Origin of the sequence: Streptomyces sp. NPDC046977, assembly GCF_040644455.1 — a bacterium.
Lineage (GTDB): Bacteria > Actinomycetota > Actinomycetes > Streptomycetales > Streptomycetaceae > Actinacidiphila.
The window spans coordinates 15,807-28,768 of the sequence record NZ_JBEYWO010000026.1 but is presented as its reverse complement, the minus strand read 5'-3'; the positions used below and the strand labels follow the sequence as shown (position 1 = coordinate 28,768).

At 71.9% G+C, this 12,962-nt stretch carries 10 protein-coding genes; 5 read left to right on the top strand and 5 right to left on the bottom strand.

The window, feature by feature from the left end:
- Positions 1-16: 16 nt before the first annotated feature.
- Positions 17-961, bottom strand: coding sequence for a heme o synthase (locus ABZ883_RS31610; RefSeq protein WP_360912217.1), 945 nt, complete (start codon positions 959-961; stop codon positions 17-19).
- A gap of 405 nt (positions 962-1,366) precedes the next feature.
- Between ABZ883_RS31610 and tkt the strand changes: the two genes are divergently transcribed.
- Genes tkt through pgl form a run of 5 tightly spaced genes read left to right on the top strand, consistent with a single transcriptional unit; the run spans position 1,367 to position 7,973 of the window.
- Positions 1,367-3,442 (top strand): transketolase, encoded by a 2,076-nt coding sequence (tkt, locus tag ABZ883_RS31605; RefSeq protein WP_360912215.1) that lies wholly within the window; start codon positions 1,367-1,369, stop codon positions 3,440-3,442.
- A gap of 40 nt (positions 3,443-3,482) precedes the next feature.
- The gene (gene tal / locus ABZ883_RS31600; protein WP_360912214.1) at positions 3,483-4,601 is read left to right on the top strand and encodes a transaldolase; all 1,119 of its coding nucleotides are present in this window, start codon (positions 3,483-3,485) and stop codon (positions 4,599-4,601) included.
- A 5-nt stretch (positions 4,602-4,606) separates the two neighbouring features.
- The gene (gene zwf, locus ABZ883_RS31595; protein WP_360912212.1) at positions 4,607-6,130 is read left to right on the top strand and encodes a glucose-6-phosphate dehydrogenase; all 1,524 of its coding nucleotides are present in this window, start codon (positions 4,607-4,609) and stop codon (positions 6,128-6,130) included.
- Positions 6,127-7,194, top strand: coding sequence for a glucose-6-phosphate dehydrogenase assembly protein OpcA (opcA, locus tag ABZ883_RS31590; RefSeq protein WP_360912210.1), 1,068 nt, complete (start codon positions 6,127-6,129; stop codon positions 7,192-7,194). The genes zwf and opcA overlap by 4 nt, the downstream gene beginning before the upstream one ends.
- Positions 7,191-7,973 carry a 6-phosphogluconolactonase gene (gene pgl / locus ABZ883_RS31585; protein WP_360912208.1) on the top strand — a complete coding sequence of 261 codons (783 nt, stop codon included), beginning with the start codon at positions 7,191-7,193 and terminating at the stop codon, positions 7,971-7,973. The genes opcA and pgl overlap by 4 nt, the downstream gene beginning before the upstream one ends.
- Before the next feature lie 75 nt (positions 7,974-8,048).
- On the opposite strand, the gene pgi is transcribed toward pgl, so the two are convergent.
- The 4 genes from pgi to ABZ883_RS31565 form a co-directional block, all read right to left on the bottom strand.
- Positions 8,049-9,731 carry a glucose-6-phosphate isomerase gene (gene pgi, locus ABZ883_RS31580; RefSeq protein ID WP_360912206.1) on the bottom strand — a complete coding sequence of 561 codons (1,683 nt, stop codon included), beginning with the start codon at positions 9,729-9,731 and terminating at the stop codon, positions 8,049-8,051.
- Positions 9,731-11,032 carry an MFS transporter gene (locus tag ABZ883_RS31575; RefSeq protein ID WP_360912204.1) on the bottom strand — a complete coding sequence of 434 codons (1,302 nt, stop codon included), beginning with the start codon at positions 11,030-11,032 and terminating at the stop codon, positions 9,731-9,733. Before ABZ883_RS31575 ends, pgi begins: the two co-directional genes overlap by 1 nt.
- An 87-nt stretch (positions 11,033-11,119) precedes the next feature.
- A complete protein-coding gene (locus ABZ883_RS31570) occupies positions 11,120-11,887 on the bottom strand; it encodes an SIS domain-containing protein (RefSeq protein WP_360912202.1) in 768 nt (255 codons plus the stop codon).
- A 71-nt stretch (positions 11,888-11,958) separates the two neighbouring features.
- Positions 11,959-12,939, bottom strand: coding sequence for a BadF/BadG/BcrA/BcrD ATPase family protein (locus ABZ883_RS31565; RefSeq protein WP_360912201.1), 981 nt, complete (start codon positions 12,937-12,939; stop codon positions 11,959-11,961).
- Positions 12,940-12,962: the final 23 nt, after the last annotated feature.

Here is a 12,962-nt window from a genome sequence, read left to right as displayed (position 1 = left end):
TGCTACCCGCCGGTAATTAGCGGAGGAAGGGGTCCACGGCGACGGCCACGAACAGCAGCGTCGCGTAGGTGATGGACCAGTGGAACAGCCGCATCTCCTTGAGCTTGCCCCCGACCACGCCCGCCTTGGCCCGCCCGTACAGGGCGTGCGCCTCGACGAGCCAGAAGGCCCCGAGCAGCACGGCGGCCGCCCCGTAGAACCAGCTCGCGGCGCCGAGCGGCCACCACAGGGTGAGGGACACCAGCACCATCGCCCAGCTGTAGAGGACGATCTGCCGGCCGACCACCACATTGCCCGCGACCACCGGCAGCATGGGGACGCCCACGCGCGCGTAGTCCTCCTTGACCTTCATCGACAGCGGCCAGTAGTGCGGCGGCGTCCAGAAGAAGAGGACGAGGAAGAGGACGAAGGGCGCCCACGCCAGTTCGTCGCGCACCGCGGACCAGCCGATGAGCACCTGCATGCAGCCGGCGATACCGCCCCACACGATGTTCTGCGCGGTACGGCGCTTCAGGCCCAGGGTGTAGACGAAGACGTAGTAGAGGATGGCCACCACCGACAGCACCGCCGACAGCGGGTTGACCAGCACCCAGAACCACGCGGTCGACACCACCGACAGGGCGATGCCGAAGACCAGGCACTCCCAGGGCGCGACCATGCCGGTGACCAGCGGGCGCTGCTCCGTACGGTGCATGAGCGCGTCGATGTCGCGGTCGATGTACATGTTCAGCGCGTTGGCGCCACCGGCGGACATGTAGCCGCCGATCATCGTCGCCGCGACGAGCCACAGATCGGGCACGCCACCGGCCGCCAGGAACATGACCGGAACCGTCGTGATGAGCAGCAGCTCGATGATGCGCGGCTTGGTCAGCGCCACGAACGCCATCACGCGGGCCCCGAACGGCCGGTGACCGTTGATCGACCCGATGGCTCCGGCGGGCCGGGATTCGACGGCCGTCACGAACACCCCTGAGGAAAAGTCCAGCAAGCGGCTCCGCTTGCGCGTACCACGCCACTCTAGACGTAGCGGATACTCCGACCGCGCCGGGGGTGCCACGTGTTGACGCCGGAGCGTCTCCCCGGCGCAAGGGCCGGGCCACCTGCCCGTGCCCGGCGTTCAACGGGGGTTCAGCGGGCTGCGGCAGGCTGCGGAACGCTTCAACAGGCGAAGTGACGCCGGGCGGGGCACGCTGGTGACAGCGCCGGTACCGGGTGGGAATGCGCCTGCCCGTGCGTCGGTTGCCCGTGGCGACGAGCCCACCGCGCCGACATTCGAAAAGGCGCACACCCTTGCGGGGGTAGGCTCGGCAACGCCCGGTGTGCACTTCGTCACCGGCGTATGACATGTGGAGAGGAGCCCTCTCAGGTGAGCACCGAGGCGACCACCGAGCTGGAGTGGAGCGAGCTGGACGGGCGTGCGGTCGACACCGCGCGTGTCCTGGCAATGGATGCCGTGCAGAAGGTCGGCAACGGCCATCCGGGGACGGCGATGAGCCTGGCCCCCGCGGCCTACCTGCTGTTCCAGAAGCTGATGCGGCACGACCCCGCGGACGCCTCGTGGGTGGGCCGGGACCGCTTCGTCCTCTCGCCCGGCCACACGTCCCTGACGCTGTACACGCAGCTGTTCCTGTCCGGCTACGGACTGGAACTTGACGACCTGAAGGCCTTCCGCACCTGGGACTCTCGCACCCCCGGCCACCCGGAGCACGGCCACACCACCGGCGTGGAGACCACCACCGGCCCGCTGGGTCAGGGTGTCGGCAACGCGGTGGGCATGGCGATGGCCGCCCGCTACGAGCGCGGCCTGTTCGACCCGGACGCGGCGCCCGGCGAGTCGGTGTTCGACCACACGATCTGGGCCATCGTCTCCGACGGCGACCTGGAGGAGGGCATCTCCGCGGAGGCCTCCTCGCTGGCCGGCCACCAGAAGCTCGGCAACCTGGTCGCGCTGTACGACGACAACCACATCTCCATCGAGGGCGACACCGCAACCGCCTTCTCCGAGGACGTGCTCAAGCGCTACGAGGCCTACGGCTGGCACGTGCAGCGCATCGAGCAGCAGCCCTCCGGCGACTTCGACGTCCAGGAGCTGCACGCGGCGTTCAAGGCGGCGCAGGCCGTCACCGACCGCCCGTCGATCATCGCCGCCCGCACGATCATCGCCTGGCCGGCCCCGAACGCGCAGAACACCGAGGCCGCCCACGGCTCGGCGCTCGGCGAGGCCGAGGTCGCCGCGACCAAGAAGGTGCTCGGCTTCGACCCGGAGCAGCACTTCGAGGTGGCGCCCGAGGTCCTGGCGCACGCCCGCAAGGTCGGCGACCGCGGCCGCGAGGCGCACGCGGAGTGGACCAAGCGCTTCGAGGAGTGGCGCGCGGCCAACCCCGAGCGGGCCGCGACCCTCGACCGCATCCAGGCGGGCGAGCTGCCGGCCGGCTGGGAAGAGGCGATCCCCGAGTTCCCCGCGGGCAAGGCCGTCGCGACCCGCAAGGCCTCCGGTGAGGTGCTCAAGGCGCTCGGCTCCGTCCTGCCCGAGCTGTGGGGCGGCTCCGCCGACCTGGCCGGCTCGAACAACACGACCATCGACGCCTCGTCGTCCTTCCTCCCGGCGGACAACCCGCTGCCGGAGGCGAACCCGTACGGCCGCACGGTGCACTACGGCATCCGCGAGCACGCCATGGGCTCGACGATGAACGGCATCGCGCTGCACGGCAACACCCGTATCTACGGCGGCACCTTCCTGGTCTTCTCCGACTACATGCGCCCGGCCGTGCGTCTGGCCGCGCTCATGAAGCTGCCGACCACCTACGTGTGGACGCACGACTCCATCGGTCTCGGCGAGGACGGCCCGACCCACCAGCCGGTCGAGCACCTGTCCGCGCTGCGCGCCATCCCGGGCCTGAACGTGGTCCGGCCGGCCGACGCCAACGAGACCGCGATCGTCTGGGCGGAGATCACGCGCCGCCACACGGCCAAGCCCGCCCCGCACGGCCTGGCGCTCACCCGGCAGAACGTGCCGACGTACCCGGCCGACGTGAACGCGGCGAAGGGCGGCTACGTACTCCTGGACGCCGAGGGCGGCCGGCCGCAGGTCATCCTGATCGCCACCGGCTCCGAGGTGCAGCTGGCCGTCGAGGCCCGCGAGCAGCTCCAGAGCGAAGGGATCCAGGCGCGCGTCGTGTCCATGCCGTCCGTGGAGTGGTTCGAGGAGCAGGACCAGGCGTACCGCGACAGCGTCCTCCTTCCGGACGTCAAGGCGCGGGTCGCCGTCGAGGCGGGCATCGCCCTGACCTGGTACCGCTTCGTCGGCGACGCGGGCCGGATTGTGTCCTTGGAGCACTTCGGGGCAAGCGCCGATTACAAGGTCCTCTACCGCGAGTTCGGCCTGACCTCCGAGGCGGTCGCCGCCGCCGCGCGCGACTCGATCGCCGCCGCGACCCGCTGACGCACAGACGCATACGACGTATCGAGGAGATGCAAGACTCATGACAGACGCACTCAGGCGCCTCTCCGACGAGGGCGTGGCGATCTGGCTCGACGACCTGTCCCGCAAGCGGATCACCTCCGGCAACCTGGCCGAGCTCCTGGACCAGAGCCACGTGGTGGGCGTGACCACCAATCCGTCCATCTTCCAGAAGGCGATCGCCGGCGGTGACGGCTACGAGCCGCAGGTGACCGACCTCGCCGCCCGCCGGCTGACGGTGGACGAGGCGCTGCGCATGATCACCACCGCCGACGTCCGGGACGCGGCCGATGTGCTGCGCCCGGTGTACGACGCGACGGGCGGCCAGGACGGGCGGGTGTCGATCGAGGTCGACCCGCGGCTGGCCCACAACACCGCGGCGACGATCGCCGAGGCCAAGCAGCTGGCCTGGCTGGTGGACCGCCCGAACACCCTGATCAAGATCCCGGCGACCAAGGCGGGCCTGCCGGCCATCGCCGAGGTGATCGGCAGGGGCATCAGCGTCAACGTCACGCTGATCTTCTCGCTGGAGCGCTACCGCGAGGTCATGGACGCCTACCTGACCGGTCTGGAGAAGGCGAAGGCCGCGGGCCTGGACCTGTCCCTGATCCGTTCCGTGGCGTCCTTCTTCGTGTCCCGCGTGGACACCGAGATCGACAAGCGCCTGGAGAAGATCGGCAGCGACGACGCCAAGGCCCTCAAGGGCAAGGCCGCCATCGCCAACGCCCGCCTGGCGTACGAGGCCTACGAGGAGGTCTTCTCCTCCGACCGCTGGACCGCCCTGGAGCACGACGGCGCGCACAAGCAGCGCCCGCTGTGGGCCTCCACCGGCGTGAAGGACCCGGCCTACCCGGACACCATGTACGTGACCGAGCTGGTCGCGCCCGGCATCGTCAACACCATGCCCGAGGCCACGCTGGACGCCGTCGCCGACCACGGCGAGATCACCGGCGACACCATCCGCGGCACGTACGCGCAGGCCAAGGCCGAGCTCGACGCGATCGGCGCGCTCGGCATCTCGTACGACGACGTCGTCCAGCTGCTGGAGGACGAGGGCGTCGAGAAGTTCGAGACGTCCTGGAACGAGCTGCTGGACTCGACCAAGGCGGAGCTCGAGCGCCTGGCGCCGAAGGAGGCGTAACCACGTTGAGCAGCGCCAACCCGCTGCGTGACCCGGTGGACCGACGGCTCCCGCGTATCGCGGGGCCGTCGGGCCTGGTGATCTTCGGGGTCACGGGCGATTTGTCACGCAAAAAGCTGATGCCCGCCATCTACGACCTCGCGAACCGCGGGCTGCTGCCGCCGGGCTTCTCGCTCGTCGGCTTCGCCCGCCGTGACTGGGCGGACGAGGACTTCGCCCAGGTCGTGCACGACGCCGTCAAGGAGCACGCGCGCACCCCCTTCCGCGAGGAGGTGTGGCAGCAGCTCGCCGAAGGCATGCGCTTCGTGCCCGGCGACTTCGGCGACGACGAGGCGTTCGAGAAGCTCCGCGCCACCGTGGAGGAGCTGGACAAGGCCCGGGGCACGGGCGGCAACTTCGCCTTCTACCTCTCCGTGCCGCCCAAGTTCTTCCCGAGCGTGGTGCAGCAGCTCAAGAAGCACCGGCTGTCCGAGCCCCCCGAGGGCTCGTGGCGGCGGGCGGTCATCGAGAAGCCCTTCGGGCACGACCTGGCCAGCGCGCAGGAGCTCAACCGCGTCGTCCACCAGGTCTTCCGCTCCCAGGACGTCTTCCGCATCGACCACTACCTGGGCAAGGAGACGGTCCAGAACATCCTGGCGCTGCGCTTCGCCAACACGATGTTCGAGCCGCTGTGGAACCGCAGTTACGTCGACCACGTGCAGATCACCATGGCCGAGGACATCGGCATCGGCGGCCGCGCGGGCTACTACGACGGCATCGGCGCCGCACGCGACGTCATCCAGAACCACCTGCTCCAGCTGATGGCGCTCACCGCCATGGAGGAGCCCGCCTCCTTCGAGGCGAGCTCCCTCGTGCAGGAGAAGCTCAAGGTCCTGCAGGCGGTCAAGCTCCCCGCCGACCTCGGCAAGCACACGGTGCGCGGGCAGTACGCGCACGGGTGGCAGGGCGGCGAGGAGGTGCTCGGCTACCTGGAGGAGGAGGGCATCGACCCCAAGTCCAAGACCGACACCTACGCCGCCATCAAGCTGGAGATCGACAACCGCCGCTGGGCGGGTGTCCCCTTCTACCTGCGCACCGGCAAGCGGCTCGGCCGCCGGGTCACGGAGATCGCGGTGGTCTTCCAGCGCGCCCCGCACTCGCCGTTCGACAACACCGCGACCGAGGAGCTGGGGCAGAACGCCCTGGTCATCCGTGTGCAGCCGGACGAGGGCATCACCATCCGGTTCGGCTCGAAGGTGCCGGGCACCTCGATGGAGATCCGGGACGTGACGATGGACTTCGCCTACGGCGAGTCCTTCACCGAGTCCAGCCCGGAGGCCTACGAGCGCCTCATCCTCGACGTGCTGCTCGGCGACGCGAACCTCTTCCCCCGTACCCAGGAGGTCGAGCAGTCCTGGCACATCCTCGACCCGATCGAGGAGTACTGGGACCGGCACGGCAAGCCCGAGCAGTACACGGCGGGCACCTGGGGTCCCCACGCGGCGGACGAGATGCTCGCACGAGACGGCAGGAGCTGGCGCCGGCCATGAACATCGACCTCACGGAGACCACCTCCAGCAAGATCAACTCCGCGCTCGTCAAGGCGCGGCGGGCGACCGGCAGTCCGGCCGTCGGCATGGTGCTGACCCTCGTCATAGTGACGGACGAGGGCAACCACTACGACGCCCTCAAGTCCGCCTCCGACGCCTCGCGCGAGCACCCCTCCCGCATCCTGGTGGTCATCAAGCGGCCCGGCCGCTCCCCGCGCGAGCGCAAGAGCGCGCGTCTGGACGCCGAGGTGCGGGTGGGCGGCGAGACCGGCATCGGCGAGACGGTGCTGCTGCGGCTGCACGGCGAACTCGCCGACCACGCCGAGAGCGTCGTCCTGCCGCTGCTGCTGCCCGACGCCCCCGTCGTCGTCTGGTGGCCGGACGAGGCTCCGGCGAACCCCGCGGCGGACCCGCTGGGCGCGCTCGCCCAGCGCCGGATCACCGACGCGGCGCAGACCGAGGACCCGGTGGCGTCCCTCGGGCTGCGGGCCGAGACCTACACCCCCGGCGACACGGACCTGGCCTGGACCCGCATCACCCCGTGGCGCAGCGTGCTCGCCGCGGCGCTGGACCAGAAGCAGGCCGCGGTCAAGGGCGCCGTCGTCGAGGGCGAGGCCGACAACCCGAGCACGGAACTGCTCGGGCTGTGGCTCGCGCGGCGGCTGGGTGTCCCGGTCCGGCGCAAGGTGTCCGAGGGCCCCGGGATCACCGCGGTGCGACTGGCGACCTCGGAGGGCGAGGTCTGCCTGGACCGGCCCAGCGGCTCGCTGGCCGAACTGGCCATCCCCGGCCAGCCCGACCGGCACGTCGCGCTCCAGCGCCGGGCCACCTCGGACCTGATCGCCGAGGAACTGCGCCGGCTCGACCCGGACGAGGCCTACGCGGCCGCGGTCAAGTTCGGCGTGAGCCGGCTGGCCGAGGACGAGGAGACGGTGACCCCCGACGAGGCGGAGCAGCGGATCGCCGAGGCGGACGCGGCGGCCGGCAAGGGCGGCGGCGACACCGAGGCCGGGGCAGCCGGGTCGGGCGAGGCCACCGCGGGCAAGAAGGCGGCGGCCAAGTGAGCGCACCCCAGGTCGTGGTCCACCGGGACAAGGAGCTGATGGCTCAGGCCGTGGCGGCCCGGCTGATCACACGGGTCGTGGACGCCCAGGCCGCCCGGGGCACCGCCTCGGTCGTCCTGACCGGCGGCCGCAACGGCAACGCCCTGCTCGCGGCACTGGCCGGCTCCCCGGCCCGGGACGCCGTCGACTGGGCGCGGCTGGACCTGTGGTGGGGCGACGAGCGGTTCCTGCCCGAGGGCGATCCGGACCGCAACGACACCCAGGCCCGGGAGGCCCTGCTCGACGCCGTCCCGGTCGACCCGGCGCGGGTGCACACCATGCCCGTGTCGGACGGCCCCTACGGCAACGACGCGGACGCGGCGGCCGAGGCGTACGCCGAGGAGCTCGCGCGGGCCGCGGGCCCTGAGGACCATGCCCGGGTGCCGTCCTTCGACGTCCTGATGCTGGGCGTCGGACCGGACACCCATGTGGCCTCGCTCTTCCCCGGGCATCCGGGGGTCCGCGAGACCGAGCGCACCGTCGTCGGCGTCCACGGCTCGCCGAAGCCGCCGCCGACGCGCGTCTCGCTCACCCTTCCCGCGATCCGCGCCGCCCGTGAGGTGTGGCTGCTGGCCGCCGGGGAGGACAAGGCCGGTGCCGTCGCCGTCGCCCTGTCGGGGTCCGGCGAGATCCAGGCCCCGGCCGCGGGCGCCCGCGGCCGGTCGCGCACGCTGTGGCTGCTGGACCGCACCGCGGCGGCGAAGCTGCCTCCGCAGCTCTACCCGCCGGCGTCGCTGTAGGCGTCACCGTACGGTCCGGAACACGAACGCCGGGCGGGTCCCTCCCCGAGGGTCCCGCCCGGCGTTCTTGGTGTGTCAGCGGTCGCGCAGCGCGCGGTAGTCGGCGACCAGACCCTTGGTGGACGCGTCGAGGCCCGGGACGTCCGCGCCCTCGGTCAGGGCGGGCTCCAGACGCTTGGCCAGGACCTTGCCGAGTTCGACACCCCACTGGTCGAAGGAGTCGATGTTCCAGACCGCGCCCTGGACGAAGACCTTCTGCTCGTACAGCGCCACGAGCTGGCCGAGCACCGAGGGGGTCAGCTCGGTCGCCAGGACGGTGGTGGTCGGGTGGTTGCCGCGGAAGGTGCGGTGCGGCACCTGCTCCTCGGCCACGCCCTCGGCGCGGACCTCGTCACCGGTCTTGCCGAAGGCCAGCGCCTGGGTCTGGGCGAAGAAGTTCGCCATCAGCAGGTCGTGCTGGTCGGCCAGCCGCGGTTCGAGCTCACCCAGCGGCCGGGCGAAGCCGATGAAGTCCGCGGGGATGAACTTCGTGCCCTGGTGCAGCAACTGGTAGTAGGCGTGCTGGCCGTTGGTGCCGGGCGTACCCCAGACGACCGGGCCGGTCTGCCAGGTGACGGGGTTTCCGTCCCGGTCCACGGACTTGCCGTTGGACTCCATGTCGAGCTGCTGGAGGTAGGCCGGGAACTTCGACAGGTAGTGGCTGTAGGGCAGCACCGCGTGCGACTGGGCGTCGAAGAACTGGCCGTACCAGACGCCGAGCAGGCCCAGCACCATGGGGACGTTCCGCTCCGGCGGGGCGGTGCGGAAGTGCTCGTCGACCAGGTGGAAGCCGTCCAGCATCTCGCGGAAGTGGTCCGGGCCGATGGCGATCATCAGCGACAGGCCGATGGCGGAGTCGTACGAGTAGCGGCCGCCGACCCAGTCCCAGAACTCGAACATGTTGGCCGTGTCGATGCCGAACTTGGAGACCTCACCCGCGTTGGTGGACAGCGCCACGAAGTGGAACCGGACCGGCGAGTCCTCGGCGTCCGCCTGGGTGCCGCCCTTGCCGAGGCCGTCCAGCAGCCACTCGCGGGCGGAGGTGGCGTTGGTGATGGTCTCGATGGTGGTGAAGGTCTTGGACGCGACGATGAACAGCGTCTCCGCCGGGTCGAGGTCGCGCACGGCCTCGTGCAGGTCCGAGCCGTCCACGTTGGAGACGAAACGGAAGGTCAGCGAGCGGTCGCTGTAGGCCCGCAGGGCCTCGTAGGCCATGGCGGGGCCGAGGTCGGAACCGCCGATGCCGATGTTCACCACGTTCTTGATGCGGCGTCCGGTCGAACCGACCCACTTGCCGGAGCGCACGGCGCCGGCGAAGTCCGCCATCTTCCGCAGCACCTGGTGGACGGCGGGGACGACGTTCTCCCCGTCGACCTCCACCACGGACGACTCCGGGGCCCGCAGCGCCGTGTGGAGCACCGCGCGGTTCTCGGTCACGTTGATGCGCTCGCCGCGGAACATCGCGTCCCGCAGTTCGGTGACGCCCGCGGCCGCCGCCAGTTCGCGCAGCAGGCTCAGCGTCTCGTCGGTCACCAGGTTCTTGGAGTAGTCCAGATGGAGGTCGCCCACCTGGAGGGTGTAGCGCTCGGCGCGGTCGGGGTCGGCGGCGAACAGCTCCCGCAGGTGGGCCGAGCCCAGCTCCTCACGGTGCCTGGCGAGCGCCTGCCACTCCGGTCGCTGGTCGAGACGGGTACGGCCCTGCGTGTTGGTTCCGGACATCAGTCCACTTCTCCTCGTCCTCCATGCTGCAGGTCCAAACTAGTTGATCCCGGCGCCGGAGGAGATTCACCCCCGGTGTCCGGCGCGGTGACGACCGGTGTCAGCATGGCCAACGCGCACCCGAACAGCACGGCGGCCAGCAGCGGCGCGGTGCCCGGACCCCACGCCTCGGCGGCGGCGCCGCCCATCAGCGCACCCAACGGCGCCCCGGCCACGGCCAGGGTCCGCATGGCGGCGCTCACCCGGCCCAACAGGGCGTCGGGGGTGCGTCGCTGGACGAGCGTCGTCTCGTTGACGTTCCAGATCATTCCCAGTGCGCCGAACACCGCCATGACGGTGACGGCGACCGGGAGCGAGCGCACCGTGCCGAGCACGACCAGGCAGCCGGCCTGGACGGCGAGCCCGGGTATCAGTGCCCGGCCGCGCCCGCCGAGCAGCGCGGACCACCGTTCGGCGAGCGCTCCCCCGGCCACGCTGCCTACGCCGTAGGCGAGGAGGACGGCGACGTAGCCGCTGTGCCCGGCGTGCAGCGGGCCGGTGACCAGGAGCACAAGGGTGGCGATGAGGGCCCCGACGCCGGTGTTGGCGACGGTGTTGGCCGCGCACACCGCCCGCAGGACCCGGTCCCGGCGCAGGACCCGTATCCCCTCGGCGATGTCCTGGCGCAGTGTGGCCCCCGCCGAGCGCGCCGGCCGGACGGGCGCGGGCCGCCGCAGCGAGGCGACCAGGACCGCCGCCGCGGCATAGGTCACGGCGTCCACGGCGAACGGCACGGCGGCCGCCAGACCGAGCAGCACCGGCACCAGCGGAGCGCCGAGGAAGGTGCCCGCCACCGTCTGGCCGGTCATCAACCGGGCGTTGGCGCGCCCCAGCGCCTCCCCGGGGACCACGGAGGGCAGCAGGGCGGTCGCGGCGTTGTCGAAGAGGGTCTGCAGCGTGGTGAGCGCGAAGGCCAGGACGAGCAGCAGCCCGATACCGGCCGCGCCCCTCCACACGGCCACCGCGAACGCCGCCACGAGCACCGCGCGCACCGCGTCGACCGCCCACATGGCCCGCCGCTGGTCCACGCGGTCGGCGACGGCACCGCCCAGCAGGCCGAAGAGCAGCCAGGGCACGAACCCGGCGGCGGTGACGAGGGAGACCAGCAGCGGCGAGTCGGTGAGCCCGACGGCGAGCAGCGGCAGGGCCGCGCCGCGCAGCCCGTCGCCGAAGCGCGAGACGGCGGCGGCCGTCCACAACCGTCCGAACCCGCCCCGCCAGGCGGGCGCGCGCTCCCCCGCGCCCACGGTCACTGCCGTCATGCGGATCCCCCCACTCGTCTGCGATCAACTGTCACAGACCGTAGCGGGACCCACTGACAACGCACTGTCCGCGCAGGCCGGAGAAGGTCAGGCGCCGGCGCGGTGCAGTCGCTCCCCGTAGTGCTGCTCCAGGACGAGGTTGCGCTCGAAGCCGCCCGGCACGTTCGCCGAGACGTACACCGGCGCCTCGTGGCCCTCCGCCGTGAGCAGGCCGACCGCCTCGGCCACGGTCATCTGGACGAGCATCGCGGAGGTGATGGTGGAGACCCCGCACAGCGCCCCGCCGCCAGGCAGCGGCAGCAGAGCGTCACCGTAGGGGGCGCCGTTGTCGAGGACCGCGTCGGCGAGGTCGGCCAGCCGCTTGCCGCTGGGGTGCAGCGCGGGCACGGCGCGGGTGTGTTCCAGGGAGGTGATCGCGATCAGGGGATGCCCCTCGGCCTTGACGTGCAGGGCCATGTCCACGATCGAGTTGTTGACCCCGGAGTTGGAGATGATCACGAACAGGTCGCCGGGCCGCGGTGCGGTCAGCTCGTACAGCCGCTTGGCCAGGCCCGGGGAGCGCTCCAGCAGGGGGTCGGTGAGCACCGAGCGGTCGTCGCCGCCGCGCAGCACGAGGTCGTTGAGGGCGATGCGGTTGGTGGGGATGAGTCCGCCGGCCCGGCCGGAGATCTCCAGCGCGGTGGCCTGTGAGTGCCCGGTGCCGAAAGCCTGGAGGATGCCGTCGGCGGCCACGCAGTCGGCGATCAGCCGGGCCGCCGCCGCCACCGAGTCCCGGTTCGCCCCGATCACCCGGTCGATGGCGGCACGGGCCTCCTCGGCGAACCGGGCAGCACTCGTCGTCACGTCGTCGGCCATGGCCGGTTCCCCCTGAGTCCGGTGATCCAGTGGATGTCCACGGCAACGATGGACGAGAGGTCTAGTCCACGTCAATCCCCCTGCACCTGCATGCGGGCCAGCGCCAGCGCGCCCGCGCCGCCGTCCTGCACCGGCAGGACGTGCAGGTCCATCTCCTCCGCGCGCGCCGACACCCGCCCCAGCAGTGGCCCCGAGGGGCCCAGCAGGCCGCCGGTGACGACCAGCGGCTCGCCGGCCTGCGGATCGAGGGCGGCGACGGTCGCCGCGAGTTCGTCGGCGGCGTCGTCCAGCAGGTTGCCGGCCACCTCGTCGCCGTCGCGGTCGGCAGCGACCGCCAGGGGGCTCAGCCGGGCCAGGCGGACCGGCGGCTCGGCGTAGACATGCGGCACGAGGCGGTTGCGCAGCACATAACACTCGTGGTCGCTGGGGCGCTCCTGGGCCAGGTACGGGCCGCCCGGGGAGTCCAGGTAGTGGCACAGGACGGCCTCGACGAGCGTCGTCCAGGGGCCCCGGCCGTCCAGGGCGCGCACCGCGGCGCGCATCACTTCGCGGCCGAGCCAGAATCCGCTGCCCTCGTCGCCGATGAGCCAGCCGTTGCCGTCCGCCAGCAGGCTCTGGCGGCGCTTCTCGATCCGGGCGGCGACCGCGCCGGTGCCGGCGACCAGCGCCAGGCCGTCGGAGGGGACCCCGGGTGCGGAGGCGAAGGCGACCTCGATGTCGCCGCACACGGTCACGTCCAGCACGCCGATCCCCGTGCTGTCCAGCGCGGCCCGCAGACAGGACGCGGCGAGCCTGCGCCCGACCTCGGGACCGGTGTCCAGGGCGGCGCCGGCGAAGCCGCCGACGACGGCCGCGACCTCGCCCTTGCGGTCGTCCGGGACCGCGCTCCTGAGCGCGTCCGCGAGGTGCTGGGTGAGCGCCACCCGTTCGACGCTCATCGCGTTGCCGGGGCCGCCCTCGCCCTCGCCGAGAACCCGCCCCTCGGAAGCCGCGTCGGCGAGATACGCCCGGGTCCGCGTTCCGCCCGCATCGATGCCGATCACCAGAGCCACAACCGCGAGTATACGTTCCCGTT

Excerpts from the sequence above, each read along its gene's own strand:
- ABZ883_RS31570 (WP_360912202.1), bottom strand. The coding sequence starts at position 11,887 with ATGGCCGACGACGTGACGACGAGTGCTGCCCGGTTCGCCGAGGAGGCC.
- tal (WP_360912214.1), top strand. The coding sequence starts at position 3,483 with ATGACAGACGCACTCAGGCGCCTCTCCGACGAGGGCGTGGCGATCTGG.
- opcA (WP_360912210.1), top strand. The coding sequence starts at position 6,127 with ATGAACATCGACCTCACGGAGACCACCTCCAGCAAGATCAACTCCGCG.
- ABZ883_RS31575 (WP_360912204.1), bottom strand. The coding sequence starts at position 11,032 with ATGACGGCAGTGACCGTGGGCGCGGGGGAGCGCGCGCCCGCCTGGCGG.
- pgi (WP_360912206.1), bottom strand. The coding sequence starts at position 9,731 with ATGTCCGGAACCAACACGCAGGGCCGTACCCGTCTCGACCAGCGACCG.